Origin of the sequence: Streptomyces yatensis (genome assembly GCF_018069625.1) — a bacterium.
GTDB lineage: Bacteria > Actinomycetota > Actinomycetes > Streptomycetales > Streptomycetaceae > Streptomyces > Streptomyces yatensis.
The window spans coordinates 7858026-7882271 of the sequence record NZ_CP072941.1 but is presented as its reverse complement, the minus strand read 5'-3'; the positions used below and the strand labels follow the sequence as shown (position 1 = coordinate 7882271).

The following is a 24246-nucleotide window of genomic DNA, read 5'->3' as shown; positions in this document are numbered from 1 at the left end:
CAGCGGGGCGCCCCAGGTCACGGGCCCAGGTCACGGGCGCGGACGCCACCCCGACCGCGCCCCCGCCGCGAGGCTCTACGCACTCAGGACTCGCTCACCGCACCAGCGGCGACGGTGCCTCCACGCGTGCCGTACGGGACCGGCGGGAGGCCGGGATGACCAGCGGCGTCCCCGTCTCGGGGTCGTCGATCACCTGGCAGGGCAGCCCGAAGACCCGCTCCACCAGGTCCGCCGTGACCACGTCCCCCGGCGCCCCCTCGGCGACGACCTCGCCGCCCCGCATCGCGATCAGATGGGTGGCGTAGCGGGCGGCGTGGTTCAGGTCGTGCAGAACGGCGACGAGAGTGCGGCCCTGCTCCTCGTGGAGCTGGGCGCACAGGTCCAGCACGTCGATCTGGTGCTGGATGTCGAGATAGGTCGTGGGCTCGTCGAGGAGCAGCAGCGGGGTCTGCTGGGCGATGGCCATCGCGATCCATACCCGCTGACGCTGCCCGCCGGACAATTCGTCGACATAGCGATCCGCGAGCTCCGCCACCCCGGTCGCCGCCATCGATTCGTCGACGATCCGCTCGTCCGTCTCCGACCACTGCCGCAGCAGCCCCTGGTGCGGATAGCGGCCACGGGCGACCAGATCGGCGACGGTGATCCCGTCCGGGGCGATCGAGGACTGGGGCAGCAGCCCAAGCGTGCGGGCGACCTTCTTGGCGGGCATCGCGCCGATCGCCTGCCCGTCCAGCAGTACCGATCCGGCCACCGGCTTGAGCATCCGGGACAGGGCGCGCAGCAGGGTGGACTTGCCGCAGGCGTTCGGCCCGACGATCACCGTGAAGGAGTGGTCGGGGATGGTCACGGACAGCTCCTCGGCGACGGTGCGCCGGTCGTAGGCGAGGGTCAGCCCCTCCGCCATGAGCCGCTGCCGCCCCTGAGCGGTGTCACTCCCGCTGCCGCGCCCGCTGCCACTCCCGCTGCCGCCGTCGGCCACGGTCTGCCGGGTGTCCTTGTCCATGTCGCCTTCCGTCCGGGTCGTGCCCACAGTCGTCATATCCGCCCCAGCGTCATACCTGGCCCAGCGCCGTATCCACCCAGCGCCCTCATATCCGACCCGCCCTGCGCTCAGTCACCAGCAGCCACAGCAGATACGCCCCGCCCAGCATCCCCGTCAGCACCCCGACCGGAAGCTGGTCGGCACCGAAGGCCCGCTGGGCCGCCCAGTCGGCGGTGACCAGCAGGGCGGCGCCCATCCAGGCCGCGGGGAGCAGGTCGGGGCCGGACGAGCGGGTGAGCCTGCGGGCGAGCTGCGGGGCGACGAGCGCCACGAAGGCCACGGGCCCGGCGGCGGCCGTGGCGGCGGCGGTGAGCACGACGGCCGCGAACATGAGCACCAGCCGGGTCCGCTCGACCCGCACCCCGAGGGCGTACGCGCTGTCGTCGCCCATCTCCAGCATCCGCAGGTTCCGCGCCTGCCCGAGGACCCCGGGCAGCAGTACCGCGCAGACGCACGCCAGCGGCCACACCTGGGCCCAGTCCCGTCCGTTGAGCGATCCGGCGATCCACACCACCGCGCGGGTCGCGTCCGGCAGATCGGCCCGGGTGAGCAGATAGCCGTTGACGGCGGTCAGCATCGCGGACGTGCCGATGCCCACCAGCACCAGCCGGTACCCGTGCACGCCCCGCCGCCAGGCCAGCGTGTAGACCGCGAGCCCGGTCAGCAGGCCGCCGCCGAGCGCGCCGATGGCGACCTCGGTCGGATCGCCCTGGAGGAGGACGATCACGGTGAGCGCCCCGGCCGCCGAGCCCTGGCCGAGGCCGATCACATCCGGACTGCCCAGCGGATTGCGGGAGATGGACTGGAAGATCGCCCCGGCCATCCCGAGGGCCGCCCCGACCAGCAGCCCCACCAGGATCCGGGGCAGCCGCAGTTCGTTGACGATGAAGTCCTGGGCCACGGTGCCGTTTCCGGCCAGGGTGCGCAGGACATCTGCGGGGGCGAGGGGGAAGTCGCCGGTGCCGATCAGGACCACGCTCATCGCCAGCGCCACGACGAGCAGCAGCAGCCCCACCACCGCGCCGCGGACGTCCAGGCGCAGCGAGAGGCCGGCGGTGCGCAGCGTGACCCCGCGCGTCCCGCGCTTGCTGATGCGCTTGCTCGCGTTCACAGTTGGGCCATCCTTCGGCGGCGTACGAGGTAGATGAACAGGGGCCCGCCGATGAACGTGGTGACGATGCCGACCTGCAGTTCGGCGGGCCGGGTGACCAGCCGCCCCAGCACATCGGAGCCCAGCAGGAGCACCGGCGAGAGCACGGCGGCGTACGGCAGGATCCAGCGCATATCGGGCCCGGTGATCGCGCGGACCAGATGCGGCACGATCAGCCCGACGAACGCGATCGGCCCGCAGGCGGCGGTCGCGGCCCCGCACAGCAGGGTGACGGCGGCCATCGAGAGTGCCCGGGTGCGGTTGAGGTTGGTGCCGAGCGCGCGGGCCGTGTCGTCGCCGAGCGCCACGGCGTTGAGCGAACGGCCGAGCGCGAGCGCGAGCACCACGCCGACCAGGAGGAACGGGGTCACCTGCCGGACCACGGTCATATTGGCGGAGGCGAGCGAACCGACCGTCCAGAAGCGCATCTTGTCGAGCGCCGCGCTGTCCAGCAGCTGAACGGCGTTGATGTAGCCGTAGAGCGCCGCGTACACCGCCGTACCGGCGAGCGCGAGCCGCACCGGGGTGGCGCTCCGGCTGCCGCCGAGCGCGTACACCAGCACGGAGACGACGGCGGTGCCGAGGAACGCGAACCACACATAGCCGGTCAGGGAGGTGACGCCGAGAAAGCTGATGGCCGAGACGACGGCGGCGGACGCGCCCGCGTTCAGCCCCAGCAGCCCGGGGTCGGCGAGCGGGTTGCGGGTGAGGGCCTGGATGACCGCGCCCGCGAGGCCGAGGCCGACGCCGACGAGCAGCCCGAGGATGGTGCGCGGCAGCCGTACGTCCCGGATCACCACATCGGTGTCGCTGCCGGTGTAGTGGAAGAGCCCGTGCCACACCTGGTCCAGCGGAATCGGTTTGGCGCCGATCGCGATGGACGCCGCGGCGATCGCCAGCAGCACGCCCACGGAGGCGACCAGGCCGGTCGCGCGGCGCGCGGAGCGCCGCCGGGGCGGCGCGCTCGCTGTCTCGGTCCCGGCCTTCGCCGGACTGACCACGGTCACGCGGAACTCCACCTCACAGCACGGCCGATCAGGACTCAGGTTAGGTTAACCTAAGTCCCGCTGGTCGTATGCGCGCGGGTTCCCCGGAGCGGGAGCCTGGCTCACAACCCCAGCCGCGCCAGCGCCTTCCCCGCATCCGCCTCGCTCACACCGTCGCCCGCCGCGGACCACGCCGCCGCGCACAGCGCCCGCAGCCCGTCCAGCGGCTCCCTGCCCTCGCCCTCCAGCACCAGCTCGCGCTGGGCGACCCGCGCGGTCCAACCCCCGCACCGGAAACCGCCGGACGCCTCGTCGTGCGCCACCTCCGGCTGCGGGGTGAGCAGCCCCCGCAGGTCGCGGTCCACATACGCCGGCCGGTGCCCGGGCTCGGCGGCCAGCAGCTGCGCGGGCGTGGTCACCCCGGTCAGCACCAGCAGCGAGTCCACCCCGCCCGTGTACGCGCCCTCGATATCGGTGTCCAGCCGGTCCCCGACCACCAGCGGCCGCTGGGCGCCGGTCCGCAGCACCGTCTCCCGGTGCATCGGCGGCAGCGGCTTCCCCGCGGCCTGCGGGGTCTTGCCCGTGACGATGCGCACGACCTCCACCGCCGCGCCGTTGCCCGGGGCGATGCCCCGCCCGCTGGGAATCGTCAGATCCAGGTTGGAGGCGAACCACGGCACCCCGCGCGCCACCGCGTACCCCGCCTCCGCCAGCCGCGCCCACGGCATGTCCGGCCCCCCGTACCCCTGCGCCACCGCCGCCGGGTCGTCGTCCGCCGAGTCCACCGGCGTCAGCCCGCGCTCGCGCAGCGCCACCCGCAGCCCCTCCCCGCCGATCACCAAGACCCGCGCCCCCTTGGGCAGCTGCTCGGAGATCAGCCGGGCGACCGCCTGCGCGGAGGTGATCACATCGTCGGGGGCGGCGGGCATCCCGAGCCGCGTCAGATGCTCGGCCACCGCCTCCGGCGTCCGCAGCGCGTTGTTGGTCACATACGCCAGCCGCATCCCGGCGTCCCGCGCGGTGACCAGCGACTCCACGGCATGGTCAATGGCCTCGCCGCCCGCGTACACCACCCCGTCGAGGTCCAGCAGGGCCGTGTCGTACGCCTCGTTCAGCGACTGCCGGCTGGACTCGGGCCGGGTGCGGACGGGCTGGTTCATGGGGGCAACTCCTCGCTGATCTGTGCGCTTCTCCCCCGATCATCGCGTATCGCCGCGCGGGGCATAACATTCACTGATGAGCATTCCAGGGCCTGGCGGACAAGGTCTGCAGCTCACCCCTTTTCGGGGGCTGCGCTATGTCGCGGAGCGGGTCGGCAGTCTCGCCGCCGTCACCTCACCCCCCTACGACGTGGTCGTACGGCCCGATGGCCTGCGCGAGCTGGAGACGGCGGACCCCTACAACATCGTCCGGCTGATCCTGCCGCAGGCCGACTCCCCGGAGGCCCGCCACCGTCAGGCCGCCGAGACGCTGCGCCGCTGGCAGGCGGACGGCGTGCTCGCGCCGGACCCCGAACCCGCGCTCTACGTCTACGAACAGCGCGACGGCCCCACCCTCCAGCGCGGGCTGATCGGCGCACTGCGGCTGAGCCCCCGTGAGGAGGGCATCGTCCTCCCCCACGAGGAGGTCATGCCGCATGTCGTCGAGGATCGAGCCGATCTGATGCGCGCCACCGCCGCCCATCTGGAGCCGCTGCTGCTCGCCTATCGCGGCAACGGGCACGGGAACGGGACTTCGGAGAACGGGGCCGCGGGGCCGGGGACCGGCGAGCCGGGCACGGGCGGGTCGGGCACGGACGGGGCGGGCACGGGCGGGGTCGGCACGGGCGGGGTGGGCACGGGCGGGGCCGCGCGGGTCATCGAAAGCGCCATCCAGGGCGAGCCGTTGCTCTCCACGACCACCGAGGACGGCGTCGACCACCATCTGTGGCGGGTCACGGACCCCGCCGACCTCGTGGCGGTCGCCGCCGACCTCCGCCACCACCAGGCCCTCATCGCCGACGGCCACCACCGCTGGGCCACCTATCTGCGGCTGCGCGAGGAGCGCAGCGAGCCCGGCCCCTGGGACTTCGGGCTCGTCCTGCTCGTCGACACCGCCCGCTATCCCCTCCGTGTCCGGGCCATCCACCGGCTGCTCCGCCAACTGTCACCGGAGGATGCCCTTACGGCGGCGCGGCGCGCCTTCCGGATACGGACGATCGACGGCCCGCTCCCGCGCGTCCTGGAGACGCTCGCCGAGGCGACCGAGGCGGCCCGCGCCGAGCCCGGCGCGCCGAACGCCTTCCTGCTGGCCGGGGGCGGCCGCTTCCACCTCCTGGACCGGCCGGATCCGGAACTGCTGGCCCGTACGGTCCCCGAGGGACGACCCGAGGCATGGCGGACGCTGGACGCGACGGTGCTCCACCACGCCCTGCTGGACCATCTGTGGAACGTCCCGGACACCCCCGAGCACATCGGCTACATCCACGACTCGGCGGCAGCCGTCGAACAGGCGGAGCGGCTGGGCGGTACGGCGGTGCTGATGCATGCGGTGGTCGAGGACGTCGTGCACGAGCTGGCGCGGCAGGGCATCGCGATGCCGCACAAGTCGACGTCCTTCGGGCCGAAGCCGGCGACGGGGCTGGTGCTGCGGAGCCTGACGCTGGGCTGAGCCCCTGCGCTTCGGCCGCGGACATACGAGTGGGGCGGAACCCCGAACCGGGATCCCGCCCCACTCATGGCTTCAGCTGTCGTCGCCGTCCTTCTCGGGCAGCCCGGCCCGGTCCTCCGACTTCGCCTCCGCCGTCGACGCGGCGTCCTCGGCCGGGTCTTCGACGACGTCGTCGTCCTGGACCTCGTCCTCGACGAGTTCGGGCTCGGCGTCCTCGTCCGCGGCGTCCTCGGGCTCGACGGGCTCGTCCTCGGCGTCCTCGGGCTCCTCGTCAGCCTCGGCCTCTTCGACCTCTTCGACCGCGGGCACGTCGGCCTTGGGCTCCTCGACCGTGGACTCCGCAACCGGCTTGAGGGCGTCGTCCGCCTCCTGCTCGGGGTCGAGGGCGTCCACGAACTCGACGCCGTCCAGCTCGGCGAGCCGGTCCGACGCGTCCGTGGTCCCGCCCTGATCCGCCTCGAGCGCCTTGGCGAACCACTCGCGGGCCTCGTCCTCACGCCCGACCGCCAGCAGCGCGTCGGCATACGCATAACGCAGCCGGGCGGTCCACGGCTGGATGGAATGCGAGGCCAACTCCGGGCTCTGCAGGGTGACCACGGCAGCGTCGGCCTGGCCCATATCCCGCCGGGCACCGGCGGCCACCATCCGCATCTCGACCTGACCGGCCCGGTCCAGCTTCTGCACCTCCGGCTCACCGGCCATGGCCAGCGCCCGCTCGGGACGGCCCATGCCGCGCTCACAGTCGGCCATCACCGGCCACAGGTCGGAGTTGCCGGTCATCCGGCGCGCCGCGCGGAACTCCGCGAGCGCCTCGGAGTACTTCCCGACGGCGTACGAGGCGAAGCCCGCGGCCTCGCGCACGGCGGCGACCCGGGAGGCGAGCCGCAGGGCGACGCGCGCGTACTGGTACGCCTGCTCGGGCTCGTCGTCCAGCAACTTGGCGACCATGACCAGGTTCCTGGCGACGTCCTCGGCGAGGGTCTTCGGCAGGCTCATCAGCTCCTGCCGCACGCTCTTGTCGATCTCCTCGCCGGTGACGTCGTCGGGGATCGGCAGCCGCTTGATCGGCTCGCGGTCGCGGTCCCTGCCACGCTCATCGCGGCGCCCGTAGCCGCCCGTGCGGTCGTCACGGCGGCCGTAGCCCCCGCCGCGGTCGTCACGGCGCTTGAAACCACCGCCGCCGGAGCGACGGTCGTCACGGCCCCCGCCCTGACCGTACGGACGACGCGGCCCGCGGTCGTCCCGACCACCCCGGAAGCCACCGTCCCGGTCATCGCGCCGCGGCCCACGCGGCCGATCATCACGCCGGTCGTCCCGACGATCGTCACGACGGAACCCACCACGATCGTCGTCGCGGCGCGGCCCGCTGGGCCGCTCGTCGCGACGGTCATCCCGGCGGAACCCACCACGATCGTCCGTACGACGGTCTCCACCACGGAACCCGCCGCGGTCGTCGTCACGGCGGTACGAGGGCCGCTCGTCCCGCCGGTCGTCACGGCGCTCATCCCGGCGATCGTCACGGCGGAACCCGCCACGGTCGTCGTCACGCCGGTGCGAAGGCCGGTCGTCCCGGCGCTCATAGCCGCCGCTCCGGCCGCCACGGTCGCGGTCATCGCGGCGGAAGCCACCACGGTCGTCATCCCGACGCGGGCCGCCCGGCCGGTCGTCGCGACGGTCGTCACGGCGGTCATCACGCCGGTAGCCACCGCGGTCGTCGTCCCGGCGGAAGCCCGGCCGATCGTCACGGTCCCGGCGGAAACCGCCCTGCCCCTGACGGAAGCCACCACGGTCGTCCCGACGGAACCCGCCGCGGTCGTCGTCCCTGCGCGGCCCGCCCGGGCGCTCGTCCCGGCGGTCGTCGCGCCGATCGTCCCGACGCTCGTAGCGTCCGGTGGGACGGCCGCCCGCGCCCCGGTCGTCGCGGCGCACATAGCCACCGGGGCGGCCTCCGCGGTCATCGTCCCGACGCGGCCCCCGCGGCCGGTCGTCCCTGCGATCATCCCGGCGATCGTCGCGACGATCGCCTCGGCGGTCATCCCTGCGGTCGTCCCGGCGGTCATCGCGACGGTCGTCGCGGCGGAAGCCACCACGGTCATCATCGCGGCGCGGCCCGCGCGGCCGGTCATCACGCCGCTCGTCACGGCGGTCATCACGCCGGAAACCACCACGATCGCCATCGCGGCGCGGTCCCGAACCGCGGACGTCCCGCCGGTCGCCGGCGTCCCGGCGCCGCGGCTCGCGGCCCGACCGGTCGTCGGGAGAGTTGGTGGACATCGGCGTGACTCCTGTCTTCATGTACTGCAGCCATTCTCCCGCACCGGTCACACCGATGCGGGCCCAGCAAAAACAAAAAGGACCCTTGGTCCCAGCATGCACGCTGGGACCAAGGGTCCTTCAAAGATTGTTCGGCGGCGTCCTACTCTCCCACAGGGTCCCCCCTGCAGTACCATCGGCGCTGAAAGGCTTAGCTTCCGGGTTCGGAATGTAACCGGGCGTTTCCCTAACGCAATGACCACCGAAACCCTATCGGGTTCTAGCGAACAAGCACACTCTTCAATTAAGTCAAGTGGAACTGATTCACCGGTGCGACTGTTCGCAACCCGGGAACCACACAGTGGACGCGAGCATCTGAGGACAAGCCCTCGGCCTATTAGTACCAGTCAACTCCACCGGTTACCCGGCTTCCATATCTGGCCTATCAACCCAGTCGTCTACTGGGAGCCTTAACCCATCAAGTGGGTGGGAGTCCTCATCTCGAAGCAGGCTTCCCGCTTAGATGCTTTCAGCGGTTATCCCTCCCGAACGTAGCCAACCAGCCATGCCCTTGGCAGAACAACTGGCACACCAGAGGTTCGTCCGTCCCGGTCCTCTCGTACTAGGGACAGCCCTTCTCAAGACTCCTACGCGCACAGCGGATAGGGACCGAACTGTCTCACGACGTTCTAAACCCAGCTCGCGTACCGCTTTAATGGGCGAACAGCCCAACCCTTGGGACCGACTCCAGCCCCAGGATGCGACGAGCCGACATCGAGGTGCCAAACCATCCCGTCGATATGGACTCTTGGGGAAGATCAGCCTGTTATCCCCGGGGTACCTTTTATCCGTTGAGCGACGGCGCTTCCACAAGCCACCGCCGGATCACTAGTCCCGACTTTCGTCCCTGCTCGACCCGTCGGTCTCACAGTCAAGCTCCCTTGTGCACTTACACTCAACACCTGATTGCCAACCAGGCTGAGGGAACCTTTGGGCGCCTCCGTTACCCTTTAGGAGGCAACCGCCCCAGTTAAACTACCCACCAGACACTGTCCCTGATCCGGATCACGGACCCAGGTTAGACATCCAGCACGACCAGAGTGGTATTTCAACAATGACTCCCCCTGAACTGGCGTCCAGAGTTCACAGTCTCCCACCTATCCTACACAAGCCGAACCGAACACCAATATCAAGCTATAGTAAAGGTCCCGGGGTCTTTCCGTCCTGCTGCGCGAAACGAGCATCTTTACTCGTAGTGCAATTTCACCGGGCCTATGGTTGAGACAGTCGAGAAGTCGTTACGCCATTCGTGCAGGTCGGAACTTACCCGACAAGGAATTTCGCTACCTTAGGATGGTTATAGTTACCACCGCCGTTTACTGGCGCTTAAGTTCTCAGCTTCGCCACACCGAAATGTGACTAACCGGTCCCCTTAACGTTCCAGCACCGGGCAGGCGTCAGTCCGTATACATCGCCTTACGGCTTCGCACGGACCTGTGTTTTTAGTAAACAGTCGCTTCTCGCTGGTCTCTGCGGCCACCACCGGCTCACACCGCAAGGGTGATCACCAGCAATGGCCCCCCTTCTCCCGAAGTTACGGGGGCATTTTGCCGAGTTCCTTAACCATAGTTCACCCGAACGCCTCGGTATTCTCTACCTGACCACCTGAGTCGGTTTAGGGTACGGGCCGCCATGAAACTCGCTAGAGGCTTTTCTCGACAGCATAGGATCATCCACTTCACCACAATCGGCTCGGCATCAGGTCTCACCCACATGAGGGACGGATTTACCTACCCCTCGGGCTACACCCTTACCCCGGGACAACCACCGCCCGGGCTGGACTACCTTCCTGCGTCACCCCATCACTCACCTACTACAGGTCTGGTCCGTCGGCTCCACCACTCCCCTTTGCCCGAAGGCTCCGGGGCGGCTTCACGGACTTAGCATCGCCTGGTTCGACGTTGGCGCTTCAAAGCGGGTACCGGAATATCAACCGGTTGTCCATCGACTACGCCTGTCGGCCTCGCCTTAGGTCCCGACTTACCCTGGGCAGATCAGCTTGACCCAGGAACCCTTAGTCAATCGGCGCACACGTTTCCCACGTGTGTATCGCTACTCATGCCTGCATTCTCACTCGTGAACCATCCACAACTCGCTTACACGGCTGCTTCACCCGGCACACGACGCTCCCCTACCCATCACAGCGGTCGTTGGACCTCATGCTGCAATGACACGACTTCGGCGGTACGCTTGAGCCCCGCTACATTGTCGGCGCGGAATCACTTGACCAGTGAGCTATTACGCACTCTTTCAAGGATGGCTGCTTCTAAGCCAACCTCCTGGTTGTCTCTGCGACTCCACATCCTTTCCCACTTAGCGTACGCTTAGGGGCCTTAGTCGATGCTCTGGGCTGTTTCCCTCTCGACCATGGAGCTTATCCCCCACAGTCTCACTGCCGCGCTCTCACTTACCGGCATTCGGAGTTTGGCTAAGGTCAGTAACCCGGTAGGGCCCATCGCCTATCCAGTGCTCTACCTCCGGCAAGAAACACACGACGCTGCACCTAAATGCATTTCGGGGAGAACCAGCTATCACGGAGTTTGATTGGCCTTTCACCCCTAACCACAGGTCATCCCCCAGGTTTTCAACCCTGGTGGGTTCGGTCCTCCACGAAGTCTTACCTCCGCTTCAACCTGCCCATGGCTAGATCACTCCGCTTCGGGTCTTGAGCGCGCTACTCTACCGCCCTATTCGGACTCGCTTTCGCTACGGCTTCCCCACACGGGTTAACCTCGCAACACACCGCAAACTCGCAGGCTCATTCTTCAAAAGGCACGCAGTCACGAGACACCAGCAAGCTGATGTCCGACGCTCCCACGGCTTGTAGGCACACGGTTTCAGGTACTATTTCACTCCGCTCCCGCGGTACTTTTCACCATTCCCTCACGGTACTATCCGCTATCGGTCACCAGGGAATATTTAGGCTTAGCGGGTGGTCCCGCCAGATTCACACGGGATTTCTCGGGCCCCGTGCTACTTGGGAGATGAGCAAGCAAGCCATCACGATTTCAGCTACGGGGGTCTTACCCTCTATGCCGGACCTTTCGCATGTCCTTCGCCTATCGCAATGGTTTCTGACTTGCCCAGTCGCCGGCAGACGACTGAAGCTCATTCCCACAACCCCGTATGCGCAACCCCTGCCGGGTATCACACACATACGGTTTGGCCTCATCCGGTTTCGCTCGCCACTACTCCCGGAATCACGGTTGTTTTCTCTTCCTGCGGGTACTGAGATGTTTCACTTCCCCGCGTTCCCTCCACATACCCTATGTGTTCAGGTATGGGTGACAGCCCATGACGACTGCCGGGTTTCCCCATTCGGACACCCCCGGATCAAAGCTCGGTTGACAGCTCCCCGGGGCCTATCGCGGCCTCCCACGTCCTTCATCGGTTCCTGGTGCCAAGGCATCCACCGTGCGCCCTTAAAAACTTGGCCACAGATGCTCGCGTCCACTGTGCAGTTCTCAAGCAACGACCAGTCATCCACAAACTGCATGGACTCCGGCCTGTCGAGGGTTCATTCCCTCAGACACCCAACAGCGTGCCCGACACCGTCCTGTGTTCCGAGCCGTGTTCCACGCCCCGAGGGGCAGTACTAGCGGTCATCACACGAAGGACTGTGCCGAATAGTCAACGTTCCACCCATGAGCAAACCGTGCGAGACATGCGCTCGCAGTCGGCTATGCGCTCCTTAGAAAGGAGGTGATCCAGCCGCACCTTCCGGTACGGCTACCTTGTTACGACTTCGTCCCAATCGCCAGTCCCACCTTCGACGGCTCCCCCCACAAGGGTTGGGCCACCGGCTTCGGGTGTTACCGACTTTCGTGACGTGACGGGCGGTGTGTACAAGGCCCGGGAACGTATTCACCGCAGCAATGCTGATCTGCGATTACTAGCGACTCCGACTTCATGGGGTCGAGTTGCAGACCCCAATCCGAACTGAGACCGGCTTTTTGAGATTCGCTCCACCTCACGGCTTCGCAGCTCATTGTACCGGCCATTGTAGCACGTGTGCAGCCCAAGACATAAGGGGCATGATGACTTGACGTCGTCCCCACCTTCCTCCGAGTTGACCCCGGCAGTCTCCTGTGAGTCCCCGGCATAACCCGCTGGCAACACAGAACAAGGGTTGCGCTCGTTGCGGGACTTAACCCAACATCTCACGACACGAGCTGACGACAGCCATGCACCACCTGTACACCGACCACAAGGGGGCACCCATCTCTGGATGTTTCCGGTGTATGTCAAGCCTTGGTAAGGTTCTTCGCGTTGCGTCGAATTAAGCCACATGCTCCGCCGCTTGTGCGGGCCCCCGTCAATTCCTTTGAGTTTTAGCCTTGCGGCCGTACTCCCCAGGCGGGGAACTTAATGCGTTAGCTGCGGCGCGGACGACGTGGAATGTCGCCCACACCTAGTTCCCAACGTTTACGGCGTGGACTACCAGGGTATCTAATCCTGTTCGCTCCCCACGCTTTCGCTCCTCAGCGTCAGTATCGGCCCAGAGATCCGCCTTCGCCACCGGTGTTCCTCCTGATATCTGCGCATTTCACCGCTACACCAGGAATTCCGATCTCCCCTACCGAACTCTAGCCTGCCCGTATCGAATGCAGACCCGGAGTTAAGCCCCGGGCTTTCACATCCGACGCGACAAGCCGCCTACGAGCTCTTTACGCCCAATAATTCCGGACAACGCTTGCGCCCTACGTATTACCGCGGCTGCTGGCACGTAGTTAGCCGGCGCTTCTTCTGCAGGTACCGTCACTCTCGCTTCTTCCCTGCTGAAAGAGGTTTACAACCCGAAGGCCGTCATCCCTCACGCGGCGTCGCTGCATCAGGCTTTCGCCCATTGTGCAATATTCCCCACTGCTGCCTCCCGTAGGAGTCTGGGCCGTGTCTCAGTCCCAGTGTGGCCGGTCGCCCTCTCAGGCCGGCTACCCGTCGTCGCCTTGGTAGGCCATCACCCCACCAACAAGCTGATAGGCCGCGGGCTCATCCTGCACCGCCGGAGCTTTCCACACGCATCCCATGCGGGAGCGTGTCGTATCCGGTATTAGACCCCGTTTCCAGGGCTTGTCCCAGAGTGCAGGGCAGATTGCCCACGTGTTACTCACCCGTTCGCCACTAATCCCCGGCCGAAACCGGTTCATCGTTCGACTTGCATGTGTTAAGCACGCCGCCAGCGTTCGTCCTGAGCCAGGATCAAACTCTCCGTGAATGCTTCCGGGATATCCCGGTGACACAGTCACGAGAGCGGAGCAGACCGGAGGAATAATCCAGTCCGCTCACAGCGTCCTCGCTGTGTATTTTTCCAAAGGAACCTCGTCCGAGATGGACGGGGTATCAACATATCTGGCGTTGACTTTTGGCACGCTGTTGAGTTCTCAAGGAACGGACGCTTCCTTCGAAACCGTTTCACCGGTTTCTCCGGGCGCTTCCCTTCGGTGTTTCCAACCTTACCAGATCCGTTTTCCGTTCCGTTTCCGGTCCGAATTCCGTTTCCGGCCCCCTGCTGGAGCGGGGTCTTTCGCGCCTTCCGGCGTGTCCACTACTTTAGCCAATTTCCCGCTCAGCTCCTAATCGGAGCCCCGGGTCTGATTTCGCGCAGCGAAATAGGACCCTGTTCGGGAGTTGTCGTCAGTGGTTGGCCGCTCTGGGGCCGCGGTGACTCGATCTCGCGATCGTGCCGACAGCGCTGCCCGTCTCAAGCGGCTCGGGCTACGTTAGGCGTCCCGTCCAGCAGAGTCAAGTTCCGACCTGACGGCGCGTCGCATTCCGGCGACGCGGGGTGTGAGCCCGGTAGGGGCTGACCGAGGGCTCGCCGTCGATCCAGAAGCGCCAGGGGTGAGTTGCGCCCTCGCCGCCCACACCGGTGCGCGGACCGCTGAGGATCTGCTCGGGCCGGGCGGGGTGGCCGGTGAGTATGGACAGCGGGGCATCGGTGCCCGCGCAGACATCGCTGCCGTCCAGCCGACGGTCCACTCCGAGGGCGGTGGCCAGCCGGGCCGGGCCCTTGGCCAGCTCATGGTCGTTACGCGCCTTCGGCCTGCGCTGATGGGCCCACTCATGGCCGTGCCGTACCTCGCCCGCGCGCAGCAGCACCCCGCTGGGATGGTCCTCCGGTCCGCAGACCAGGTTGAGGCAGTGCCACATGCCGTAGGTGAAGTAGACATACGCATGACCCGGGGGGCCGAACATCACGGCGTTCCGCTCGGTGCGGCCACGGTAGGCATGCGAGCCGGGGTCGGCCGGGCCCGCGTATGCCTCGACCTCGGTCAGGCGCAATTCGATCGGTCCGTCCGGGGTGCGCCGCACCAGGAGGCGGCCCAGGAGATCGGGCGCGACCTCGAGAACGGGTCGGTCGAAGAAGGAACGGTCGAGGGGCTCGCGGTCAGGTCCTGCTGTCACGCGGCCCGAGCGTAGTGGAAGAGATATGAACCGGTGGTTGGAGGCGGCACCGGTCCGCTGGAAGGGTATGAGCTGCGGAACCGCTCACGGCTGTTTCGCGTTCCTAGGTGTCAACAGCGATCGAGTGCGATCGAGTCAAGACGCAGTCGCGTCCTTGAGAGGGAGAACATGGGCTTCAAGAAGCTGCTCGCGAGTCTGGGTGCCGGTGGCGCTTCGGTGGAGACGGTACTGACCGAGGAGAATGTCGTCCCGGGCGGCATCGTGCAGGGCGAGGTCCGGATCCAGGGCGGCTCGGTCGCGCAGCAGATCGAGGCGCTCTCGGTCGGCCTGCAGGCGCGGGTCGAGGTGGAGCGGGACGACCAGGAGTTCAAGCGGAACGTGGAGTTCACCCGGCAGCAGTTGGGTGGCGCGTTCGAGCTTCAGCCGGGTGCGGTGCACGCGGTGCAGTTCGGCCTGGAGATCCCGTGGGAGACCCCGATCACCATGTTCCTGGGCCGGCACCTGACCGGTATGAACGTGGGGGTCACCACGGAGCTGGCGATCGCGCGCGCGGTGGACTCGGGCGATCTGGACCCGGTCAATGTGCATCCGCTCCCCGCCCAGCAGGCGATCCTGGACGCCTTCGGCTCGCTCGGCTTCCGGTTCAAGGGCGCCGACCTGGAGCAGGGGCACATTCGTGGGACCCGGCAGCGGCTGCCCTTCTACCAGGAGATCGAGTTCTACGCCCCGGAGCAGTACCGGGGGCTGAACCAGGTGGAGTTGTCCTTCGTCGCGGACGACCGCGAGATGGACGTGGTGCTGGAGATGGACAAGAAGCCGGGGCTGTTCACCGAGGGCAGTGACACCTACCGGTCGTTCACGATGAACCTGGCGACCTTCCAGGACACCGACTGGGCCGCGTATCTGAACCAGTGGCTCGCCCAGGTCGGCGGCAAGCGCAACTGGTTCTGAGGTTCACCCTCCCCTGGGCCGGACTTCCGCGCGGGGCGTGCATCGACGGCAGGTCGGTGCACGCCCCGCGTCGCATGTCGGCGTGTGGTGCGTCGTGCGTCGGGTGTCAGGGGCCGTCGTCGTAGCGCACCACCAGGGGCCGTCCCTGCGTCGCCCAGTAGACCTCCGCGTCGGCCAGGATGTCCGCCGCGATCGCGGCGGCGTCGGGGTCCGCGTCGCGGAAGGCGAGCCAGCCCTGGATGTCCAGCAGACAGCCGCTGGGCTCGCGGCCCTCGGCCCACCAGGACAGATCCGTGAGGCAGTCGGCAAGGGCGTCCCAGTTGCGCCCGTACCAGTCGGGAAAGCGCAGGTCCCGGGCGCAGCGGTCGAGGAAGCCGTCCTTGTCCGTCACGCCGTCGAGGCGCAGGTGGAGGGCGAGGGTGGGGCCGGTCATGGGCGCCATGGTGCCAGCCCGCCGTCTGGCGGTCTCGTTAGGCTGGCCGCGGAGATGATCCACCGCAACCTCAGGAGGTTCTCGACGTGTCCGAGCAGAACCGGCCGCCGCTCCCCCATGACTTCCATCCGCCGGTGCCGTCGTTCACGGTGGTGAGCGACGATGTGCAACCGGGCGGCACGCTCAAGTCCGCCCAGGTGCAGGCGGAGGGGAACACCTCTCCGCAGCTGCGCTGGGAGGGATTCCCGGAGGGTACGAAGAGCTTCGCCGTCACCTGCTTCGACCCGGACGCGCCGACCGGCAGCGGCTTCTGGCACTGGGTGTTGTTCGACATCCCGGCCACGGTCACCGAGCTTCCGGTGGGTGCGGGCAGTGGCGACTTCACGGGCCTGCCCGAGGGTGCCGTGCAGGCGCGCAACGACTACGGGACCCGTGACTTCGGCGGGGCCGCGCCGCCGCCGGGGGACGGTCCGCACCGCTATGTGTTCACCGTGTACGCGGTGGACGCGGAGAAGCTGGGCCCGGACGCGGACGCCTCGCCCGCGGTGGTCGGCTTCAATCTGCGGTTCCACACGCTGGGGCGTGCCCAGTTGATCGGGGAGTACGAGGTGCCGGCCGCGGGCTGACGCGGCGAAATTGCGTTGTTCTCGGCCAGGCTCCCGGCCAGAGTTGATCCCGGCCCCGCCCATTCCAGGCGCGGGGCCGGGATACCGGGACGCGGGGGTGGTCGGGATGCGCGAGACGCTGGTTCTGAACGCGAGCTTCGAGCCGCTGGCGACGGTGACGCTGCGGCGCGCCGTGGTGCTGGTCCTCCAGGACAAGGCCGTCGTCGAACACGCCCACCCGGGGCTGCGGGTGCGGGCCGCGGACATCGATCTGCCGCTGCCGCGGGTGATCCGGCTGTGCCGCTATGTGCGGGTGCCGTTCCGAAGACGTGCCCCGTGGTCGCGGCGCGGGGTGCTGGTCCGGGACCAGCACCGCTGCGGGTACTGCGGCCGCCGGGCGACGACCGTGGACCATGTGGTGCCGCGGTCGCGCGGGGGCGGCGACACCTGGCTGAATACGGTGGCCTCCTGTGCGGAGGACAACCACCGTAAGGCGGACCGGACTCCGGAGCAGGCGGGGATGCGGCTGCTGAAGGCGCCGTTCGAGCCGACGCCTTCGGATGCGCTGCTGCTGGCCCTGGGGGCGGCGGAGCGGGACGCGCTGCCGGAGTGGCTGGCGCTTCCTGCCTAGCCCCGGGTTCGTCCCGTAGGGGCCCGGCAGGGAGCGCCGGCGGGCCGTCCCCGGTGCCGGAGGGCCCGTCCCGTCGCCGTCCGTCAGTCGATCGTGGGCTGTTCGCGGCGCGGGGCGGGCTCCTTACCGGTGGCGGCGGGGGTGCCACCGCCGTTTCCGCCGCCGGTCAGCGGGCCGAAGTTGCCCATGGCCCCGCCGAGGCCCTTGAGGGCGTCGCCGATCTCGCTGGGCACGATCCAGAGCTTGTTGGCGTCGCCCTCGGCGATCTTCGGCAGCATCTGGAGGTACTGGTAGGAGAGCAGCTTCTGGTCCGGGTCCCCGGCGTGGATGGACTCGAAGACCGTACGGATCGCCTGGGCCTCGCCCTCGGCGCGCAGCGCGGCGGCCTTGGACTCACCCTCGGCCCGCAGGATCGCGGACTGCTTCTCACCCTCGGCGCGCAGGATCTCGGACTGCCGGACACCTTCGGCCTGGAGGATGGCGGCGCGCTTGTCACGGTCGGCGCGCATCTGCTTCTCCATCGAGTCCTGGATGGAGGTGGGCGGCTCGATGGCCTTGAGCTCGACGCGGTTGACGCGGATGCCCCACTTGCCGGTGGCCTCGTCGAGGACGCCGCGCAGCGCCGCGTTGATCTCCTCGCGGGAGGTCAGGGTGCGCTCGAGGTCCATGCCACCGATGATGTTCCGCAGGGTGGTGACGGTGAGCTGCTCGATCGCCTGGATGTAGCTGGCGACTTCGTAGGTGGCGGCCCGGGCGTCGGTGACCTGGTAGTAGATGACGGTGTCGATATTCACGACCAGGTTGTCCTGGGTGATCACCGGCTGCGGGGGGAAGGGCACGACCTGTTCACGGAGGTCGACCCGGTTGCGGATCGAGTCGATGAACGGGACGACGATGTTGAGGCCCGCGTTGAGGGTGCGGGTGTAGCGCCCGAATCGCTCCACGATGGCGGCGCTGGCCTGTGGGATGACCTGGATCGTCTTGATCAGTGCGATGAACACCAGCACCACGAGGATGATCAGGACGATGATGATCGGTTCCACAGCGGCTCCCCGTGCCCTTCATGCGGTGATTCGGATGGTCGGGATGATCAGGTCTGGCGGTTCCCGAGGGTGGAGTCTGTCAGATCCATGGTCGACTCCGCAGCTCAACCGGGGCGCCCTCAACTCTTGGTAGGACACTCCCGGTACGGCGTCTACATGACGACGGCCGTCGCACCGTCGATCTCCACCACGTCGACCTGCTGCCCGGGTTCGTACGCCTGGCCGGGGTCGAGCGAGCGCGCGGACCACACTTCGCCCGCGAGCTTGATGCGGCCGCCGCCGCTGTCGTCGACGCGTGCGAGGACGACGGCCTGACGCCCTTTCAGCGCTTCGATGCCGCTGCGCAGCTCGGGTTGCTGACGGCGGCTGCGGACCGCCATCGGGCGCACGACCGCGACCAGCGCGACCGAGACGGCGCAGAAGACGACAACTTGGAGCACTATGCCGCCGCCGAGCGCGTCGGTGATGGCACCGGCCACGGCACCGACGGCGACCATCCCGAATTCGGGCATCGCGGTCAGTACGAGCGGGATACCCAGTCCTACGGCGGCGATCAGCCACCACACCCATGGATCCACATGGTCATGGTAGTTGTCGCCGCTCCCCGGGGACAGTGCGCGGATCACCTGCCGGTGGCACGGCGGGCGCAGGGGGCGGACATCAGGCCAGCGGCAGGCCCTGGGCGGTCCAGCGTTCGCCGTGGCGCTCGACGACCAGCGGGAGTCCGAAGCAGCGGGAGAGGTTACGGGAGGTCAGTTCGGTCTCGACCGGGCCGGCGGTGAGCACCTTGCCCTGGCGGATCATCAGAACATGGGTGAAGCCGGGGGGGATTTCCTCGACATGATGTGTCACCATGATCATCGACGGGGCGAGCGGGTCGCGGGCGAGCCGTCCGAGGCGGCGGACGAGGTCCTCGCGGCCGCCGAGGTCGAGTCCGGCCGCGGGCTCGTCGAGGAGCAGCAGCTCGGGGTCGGTCATCATGGCGCGGGCGATGAGCGTGCGCTTGCGCTCGCCCTCGGAGAGGGTGCCGAACTTCCGGTCGAGGTAGTCGGTCATGCCGAGGCGGTCGAGGAAGGCGCGGGCGCGGGTCTCGTCGACCGCGTCGTAGTCCTCCTGCCAGTGGGCGGTCATGCCGTAGGCGGCGGTGAGGACGGTCTGCAGGACGGTCTGGCTGCGCGGCAGCTTCTCGGCCATGGCGATGCCCGCCACGCCGATGCGCGGGCGCAGTTCGAAGACGTCGACGCGGCCGAGCCGCTCGCCGAGGATGCGGGCGTTCCCGGCGCTCGGGAAGAGGTAGCTCGAGGCGAGGTTGAGGAGGGTGGTCTTACCGGCACCGTTGGGGCCGAGGATGACCCAGCGCTCGCCTTCTTTGATCGACCAGGAGACCTCGTCCACCAGAGCCCGCCCATCGCGGACCACCGATACGTCCAGCAGCTCCAGAACCTCGCTCATGAGCGCGTTGTCTCCCATTGCAGTCTCGAGTCGTGCGTGCGCCTGTGGGCGCAGCCCCCTGAGGAAAACCTACGCCACACGTTGTCGGTGCCAGTCCTTAGGCTGGTGCCATGCTCGATGAACCACGTTCAGGGCGCCTCGCAGCTTGGGGAAATGCCCTTATCGCCGGACTTGTCTCTCCGGACGAGGCGGCGCATCGCATCGCGGATGAGGACGCGTCGCACCGGGTGGCCGGGCTTCCGGGGGAGTCCGGGCCGGTGGGGCTCACGCTGGCGCTGGGGCGGCTGCGGGCGCTCGGGGCCAAGGGGCTGCGGGTGGCGCTGCCCATAGCGGGGCATCCCCTGGGGCTGAGCGGTCCGCCGGAGTTCAACGCCCAGGCGCTGGACGCGGGTGAGGCGGTGATCGCCACAGGCGCGGCGCTCGGCCTGGTGCCCGAGGTGTCGGCGGCCGGGCCCGAGGGCGATCAGCACATCGAGGTGGTGTGGCGGTGCCAGAGCGTGCGGGAGGCGCCGCCGGCCGATGTGCCGTCGCTGAGCGAGGCCGAGCGGGAGCTGGCCGAGGCGCTGCGGGAGGCCACGGAGGTGCTGTCGCGGCTGAATGTGGCCGGGGCGGGCCCGGTGGCCGAGGCGGCCCTGGAGGCGTATCGGGCGCGGGCCGAGCGGGGGCGCGAGGTGCTGGCCCCGGGCTATCCGCCGCGGGCCATCCGGGTGCTGGAGCTGGCGCAGCGGGTGGGTGCGCTGGTGGACATCGCCTCTATGGCGGGCGGGGACGGCCGGGAGCACGGCGGTGCGGTGAGTGCGTCGGAGATCACAGCGCGGACCGAGGCGCTGCGGCCGGTGGAGCGCACCTCGCGGCGGGCGCAGGTGGCGGCGTACAACGCGTATGTGGAGGAGCGGGAGCGGGGCGGTCTCTGAGTTGCCCTGGGGGCTCTTGGCTTCCCCGGGGGGTCTCTGGCGTTCCCGGGGAGGTCTCCGACGCTCCCCGGAGGGTCCCTGGGCTTCCCCGCGGGCGGACTCTGTTCCCGGGGGGGGCTTGACCATCCCGGGGGGCTTGACCAGCCCGGGGGCCCCTGCGCTTCCCTGGCGGTCTCCGGCCTTCCCGGGGGATGTCATGGGGCCGGCCCCGGAGGCGGGTGCCTCCGGGGCCGGCCGGTGGTGCGTCGGGCATGAGCCAGGGTGGCGGTCAGCCGCCGCAGGGGGTGCCGAGCGCCGGGTTCATGGACCCGATGACCGAGATGGTGTTGCCGCAGAAGTTCACGGGCACGTGGACGGGCGCCTGAATGTTGTTGCCGGAGACGACACCCGGGGACATCGTGGCCCCACCGTCGGCCCAGGGGCCCTGGGCGGTGGCGACACCGGCACCGGCGACGGCGAGTCCGCCGGCCGTGATGGTGATGGCAGCGAACCTCTTGATGTTCTTCACTTGGCAAGACCCTTCATCATCAGCGCGTCACCGCGGCGGTCCGCCGCGGTACGCCGTGAAAAACGGCCTGGCTGATGACGAGTTGCGCTGTTCGAGTGATAGCCACCCGTTGGTGTGATTTCACGGAGAAACGCTGTTCATGCCCCAATCCCGTGCCGTACGGCCCAGAGCGCGGCCTGAGTACGGTCGGCGAGGTCCAATTTCATAAGAATGTTGGACACATGGGTCTTCACGGTCTTTTCGGACAGCACCAGTGCCCGGGCGATCTCCCGGTTGGACCGGCCGTCCGCGATGAGCGCCAGCACCTCACGCTCCCGCTCGGTGAGTGAGCCGCCGCGCCCCTGGCCGCCGCCCTCCTCCTGGGAGAGCAGCGCGAGGGCCACCTCGGGCTGGAGCAGCACATGCCCGGAGTGGACGGACCGGATGGCGCGGGCGAGCGCCTCGGGGTCCACGTCCTTGTAGACATAGCCCGCGGCGCCCGCGCGCAGGGCGGGGACCACGGTGCGCTTCTCGGTGAAGCTGGTCACGATCAGCACCCGGGCGGCGTTGTCGAGGTCGCGCAGGGTGCGCAGCGCCTCGATGCCGTCGAGGCCGGGCATCTTCACGTCCATGAGGACGACGTCGGGACGCAGCTCCTCGGCGCGGGCGACGCCCTCCTCGCCGTCCGACGCCTCGCCGACGACCTCGATGTCGTCCTGGACCTGGAGAAAGGTCCGCAGGCCGCGCCGCACCACCTGGTGGTCGTCGACGAGCAGCACCCGAATCCGTCCGGGGTCAGCCACCGGGCACCTCCATCTCGATCACGGTGCCCTTGCCGGGCGCCGACTCCACCGTCAGCCGGCCACCGACGCCGCCGGCCCGGTCCCGCATCGACACCAGACCGAGGTGGCGCCCGGCGCGCCGGACGGCCGAGGGGTCGAATCCCGTGCCGTCGTCGGCGACGCGGAGCCGGGCGCCCTGGCCGTGCCGGGTGAGGGTGACGTCGACCTGCCGTGCGTCGGCGTGGCGCAGCGCGTTGTGCAGGGCCTCCTGGGCCACCCGCAGCACCGCCCCCTCCTGGGCGGCGGGCAGCGCCCGCACGCCGTGGCAGGCGAAGGTGACCTGGGCGGAGTGGGCCCGGTCGAGCACCTGCACCTGTGTCCTCAGGGTCGCCACGAGGCCGTCCTCGTCGAGGGCGGCGGGGCGCAGCTCCACGACGGCGGAGCGCAGCTCGTCGGTGGCCTCGGCGGCGAGGAGGGCGATCTGCTGGAGCTCGTCCTTGGCCCGGTCGGGGTCGCGGTCCACCAGGGCCGTGGCGGCCTGGGCGGTCAGCCGCAGCGAGAAGAGCTTCTGGGAGACGGCGTCGTGCAGTTCATGGGCGAGCCTGGCCCGCTCGCCGGCGATGGTGAGCTCGCGGCTGCGCTCGTAGAGGCGGGCGTTGGTCAGGGCGATGGCGGCGTGCTGGGCCAGGATGGCCAGCAGCTCCTCGTCCTCGGCGGTGAAACCGCAGCCGCCCTCGGGCTTGGGGCATCGTTTGTTGGCGAGGAATACCGCGCCGAGAACTTCATCGCCATCGGCAATGGGAAGACCCAAGAAATCCGACATTTCCGGATGAGCTGATGGCCATCCCTCAAAACGGACATCACGTCGCACATCGGCGAGTCGCTGCGGGGTTGCGTCCTTGAGCATGGCGGCGAGAATGCCGTGCTGCCGGGGCAGCGGCCCGATGGCCTTCCACTGCTCGTCGCTCACCCCATCTACTACGAACTGGGCGAAACCTCCGTGATCATCGGAGACCCCCAGAGCGGCATACTCCGCATCGAGCAGCTCACGGGCGGACACAACGATGGTCTTTAGGACATCACGGACCTCCAGATGTCGGCTCATGGCGAGCAGCGCACCGCTCACCCGACTCAGCCCGGCCCCGGGTCCACCGCCCCGTCCTTTCGTCATGGCCATTACCGTACCCACCCGCCATCCGGCGGGTATATCGGCCGGTCGGCGGCCACCTGATAAGACCTGAGCCCTAGGTCGAACGGCGCACACAGGACCCCCAAAGGGGCTGTTGCGGGGGTGGAAAAAACAAACACCCTGAGCATTTGCGTGGGCACAGCGCGCAATATGAGAAGCTCCGCGATGTGAGCCCGGACACACGACCTAAATCACTTACGAACGTGCTTAGTGGACGTTTCATAGGCGACTGAGCGGGGATGACGGCCGTTCGCATGGGCATGAGCGGCCTACTTATCCACTAAGCAGCATCGTATGTCACGCCTTTGCGACAGCTTTTTGCGGCAGCTAAGAATTTCCCCCAGTCGCACGGCGCCGTAGATCCAGGAACGGCGCTCTGCGCGCCGATTTGGCCTGCGACTCAAGCGATTGGAAGAGGTCTACTCCGCCATGCCCCTGCCCAACATCCCCGGCTACGCCCGTCTCAACAAGACGCACAAGTACTCCGCCGCCGGAATCGCTGCCGCCGGTGCGGCCGCCATAGCCTTCGCAGTCGTCCCCGGCGGCGGCGCGGACGCCAAGACGACGGCCCAGGACCTGCCGAACAAGCCCGTCGCCCTCACGTCCCAGAAGGCCGACGCCCAGGCCCACCACGAGGCCCTGGTGAAGCAGTCCGCGCTCGCCGACAAGCAGGCCAAGCAAGAGGCCGCCGAGAAGAAGGCCGCGGCGGAGGCCGCGAAGAAGAAGGCGGCGGAAGAGGCCGCCGCGAAGAAGGCGGCCGAGGCCAAGGCCGCCGAGGCGAAGGCCGCCAAGGAGCGCGCCGTCAAGCAGGCCGCGAGCCGCTCCGCCGCGCGCATCGAGACGGTCGCCGCCGAGAAGAAGACCTACCCGGACAACCTCGACGGCTGGATCCGGGAGTCCCTCGACATCATGAAGCAGAAGGGCATCCCCGGCTCCTACGAGGGCATTCACCGCAACATCATCCGGGAGTCCGGCGGCAACCCGCGCGCCATCAACCTGTATGACATCAACGCCCAGAACGGCGTGCCCTCCAAGGGCCTGCTCCAGGTGATAGCCCCGACCTTCAAGACGTACCACGTCGAGGGCACCTCTTGGGACCCCTACGACCCGGTCGCGAACATCACCGCCGCCTGCAACTACGCGGCCGACCGGTACGGCTCGATGGACAACGTGAACGGCGCGTACTGAGCCTGAACGGCCCGTCCGGAACC

Annotated in this window: 20 protein-coding genes and 3 rRNA genes; 6 read left to right on the top strand and 17 right to left on the bottom strand. The window is 68.4% G+C overall.

The genetic code is table 11. From position 1 onward, the window contains the following. Positions 1-94 precede the first annotated feature (94 nt). From J8403_RS32920 to J8403_RS32905, 4 genes are all read right to left on the bottom strand, one after another. Positions 95-1006, bottom strand: coding sequence for an ABC transporter ATP-binding protein (locus J8403_RS32920; protein WP_211126331.1), 912 nt, complete (start codon positions 1004-1006; stop codon positions 95-97). Positions 1007-1091: 85 nt separating this feature from the next. Beyond that, positions 1092-2156 (bottom strand): FecCD family ABC transporter permease, encoded by a 1065-nt coding sequence (locus J8403_RS32915; protein ID WP_211126330.1) that lies wholly within the window; start codon positions 2154-2156, stop codon positions 1092-1094. After that, positions 2153-3202 (bottom strand): FecCD family ABC transporter permease, encoded by a 1050-nt coding sequence (locus J8403_RS32910; protein WP_211126329.1) that lies wholly within the window; start codon positions 3200-3202, stop codon positions 2153-2155. The genes J8403_RS32915 and J8403_RS32910 overlap by 4 nt, the downstream gene beginning before the upstream one ends. A gap of 101 nt (positions 3203-3303) precedes the next feature. After that, positions 3304-4341 (bottom strand): HAD hydrolase-like protein, encoded by a 1038-nt coding sequence (locus J8403_RS32905; protein WP_211126328.1) that lies wholly within the window; start codon positions 4339-4341, stop codon positions 3304-3306. Between the two features lie 76 nt (positions 4342-4417). On the opposite strand from J8403_RS32905, the gene J8403_RS32900 reads away from it, so the two are divergent. Further along, on the top strand, positions 4418-5830 hold the full coding sequence (locus J8403_RS32900; RefSeq protein WP_211126327.1) for a DUF1015 family protein: 1413 nt from the start codon (positions 4418-4420) through the stop codon (positions 5828-5830). A 72-nt stretch (positions 5831-5902) separates the two neighbouring features. On the opposite strand, the gene J8403_RS32895 is transcribed toward J8403_RS32900, so the two are convergent. The 6 genes from J8403_RS32895 to J8403_RS32870 form a co-directional block, all read right to left on the bottom strand. Then, positions 5903-6895 (bottom strand): tetratricopeptide repeat protein, encoded by a 993-nt coding sequence (locus J8403_RS32895; RefSeq protein WP_211128549.1) that lies wholly within the window; start codon positions 6893-6895, stop codon positions 5903-5905. Continuing rightward, positions 6826-8007 (bottom strand): hypothetical protein, encoded by a 1182-nt coding sequence (locus tag J8403_RS32890; RefSeq protein WP_211128729.1) that lies wholly within the window; start codon positions 8005-8007, stop codon positions 6826-6828. Before J8403_RS32890 ends, J8403_RS32895 begins: the two co-directional genes overlap by 70 nt. 226 nt (positions 8008-8233) lie before the next feature. Next, positions 8234-8350, bottom strand: a 5S ribosomal RNA gene (gene rrf, locus J8403_RS32885). A gap of 110 nt (positions 8351-8460) precedes the next feature. Beyond that, positions 8461-11579 (bottom strand): 23S ribosomal RNA (locus tag J8403_RS32880). A 259-nt stretch (positions 11580-11838) separates the two neighbouring features. After that, a 16S ribosomal RNA gene (locus tag J8403_RS32875) occupies positions 11839-13358 on the bottom strand. Together the 16S, 23S and 5S rRNA genes form the textbook arrangement of a ribosomal RNA operon. A gap of 527 nt (positions 13359-13885) precedes the next feature. Next, entirely contained in the window at positions 13886-14548 is a 663-nt protein-coding gene (locus J8403_RS32870) for a DNA-3-methyladenine glycosylase (RefSeq protein ID WP_211126326.1), read from the bottom strand. Between the two features lie 168 nt (positions 14549-14716). Between J8403_RS32870 and J8403_RS32865 the strand changes: the two genes are divergently transcribed. Further along, a complete protein-coding gene (locus J8403_RS32865; RefSeq protein WP_211126325.1) occupies positions 14717-15499 on the top strand; it encodes a sporulation protein in 783 nt (260 codons plus the stop codon). A gap of 106 nt (positions 15500-15605) precedes the next feature. Here the strand turns inward: J8403_RS32865 and J8403_RS32860 are convergent, their stop codons facing one another. Then, the gene (locus tag J8403_RS32860; RefSeq protein ID WP_246586101.1) at positions 15606-15932 is read right to left on the bottom strand and encodes a barstar family protein; all 327 of its coding nucleotides are present in this window, start codon (positions 15930-15932) and stop codon (positions 15606-15608) included. Positions 15933-16018: 86 nt separating this feature from the next. Here J8403_RS32860 and J8403_RS32855 point away from each other — a divergent pair, with 86 nt between their 5' ends. Both J8403_RS32855 and J8403_RS32850 read left to right on the top strand, forming a co-directional pair. Next, positions 16019-16558: a YbhB/YbcL family Raf kinase inhibitor-like protein gene (locus tag J8403_RS32855; protein ID WP_211126323.1), complete on the top strand. Its 540-nt coding sequence runs from the start codon at positions 16019-16021 to the stop codon at positions 16556-16558. Positions 16559-16664: 106 nt separating this feature from the next. After that, positions 16665-17168 (top strand): HNH endonuclease, encoded by a 504-nt coding sequence (locus J8403_RS32850; protein ID WP_059147123.1) that lies wholly within the window; start codon positions 16665-16667, stop codon positions 17166-17168. An 83-nt stretch (positions 17169-17251) separates the two neighbouring features. On the opposite strand, the gene J8403_RS32845 is transcribed toward J8403_RS32850, so the two are convergent. The 3 genes from J8403_RS32845 to J8403_RS32835 form a co-directional block, all read right to left on the bottom strand. Next, positions 17252-18211, bottom strand: a complete 960-nt coding sequence (locus tag J8403_RS32845; RefSeq protein WP_059147117.1) for an SPFH domain-containing protein — start codon at positions 18209-18211, stop codon at positions 17252-17254. Positions 18212-18363: 152 nt separating this feature from the next. Next, positions 18364-18789, bottom strand: a complete 426-nt coding sequence (locus J8403_RS32840; RefSeq protein WP_059147122.1) for an NfeD family protein — start codon at positions 18787-18789, stop codon at positions 18364-18366. 82 nt (positions 18790-18871) lie between these two features. Continuing rightward, positions 18872-19663 (bottom strand): ABC transporter ATP-binding protein, encoded by a 792-nt coding sequence (locus J8403_RS32835; RefSeq protein WP_211126322.1) that lies wholly within the window; start codon positions 19661-19663, stop codon positions 18872-18874. Between the two features lie 110 nt (positions 19664-19773). Between J8403_RS32835 and J8403_RS32830 the strand changes: the two genes are divergently transcribed. After that, positions 19774-20577 carry a hypothetical protein gene (locus J8403_RS32830; RefSeq protein WP_211126321.1) on the top strand — a complete coding sequence of 268 codons (804 nt, stop codon included), beginning with the start codon at positions 19774-19776 and terminating at the stop codon, positions 20575-20577. A 268-nt stretch (positions 20578-20845) separates the two neighbouring features. Here J8403_RS32830 and J8403_RS32825 read toward each other — a convergent pair whose 3' ends face one another. The 3 genes from J8403_RS32825 to J8403_RS32815 form a co-directional block, all read right to left on the bottom strand. Then, entirely contained in the window at positions 20846-21085 is a 240-nt protein-coding gene (locus tag J8403_RS32825; RefSeq protein ID WP_211126320.1) for a chaplin, read from the bottom strand. A gap of 137 nt (positions 21086-21222) precedes the next feature. Next, positions 21223-21867 carry a response regulator gene (locus J8403_RS32820; protein ID WP_211126319.1) on the bottom strand — a complete coding sequence of 215 codons (645 nt, stop codon included), beginning with the start codon at positions 21865-21867 and terminating at the stop codon, positions 21223-21225. Next, the gene (locus J8403_RS32815) at positions 21860-23023 is read right to left on the bottom strand and encodes a GAF domain-containing sensor histidine kinase (protein ID WP_425519845.1); all 1164 of its coding nucleotides are present in this window, start codon (positions 23021-23023) and stop codon (positions 21860-21862) included. The genes J8403_RS32820 and J8403_RS32815 overlap by 8 nt, the downstream gene beginning before the upstream one ends. 441 nt (positions 23024-23464) lie before the next feature. On the opposite strand from J8403_RS32815, the gene J8403_RS32810 reads away from it, so the two are divergent. Next, entirely contained in the window at positions 23465-24223 is a 759-nt protein-coding gene (locus J8403_RS32810) for a transglycosylase SLT domain-containing protein (RefSeq protein ID WP_211126317.1), read from the top strand. Positions 24224-24246: the final 23 nt, after the last annotated feature.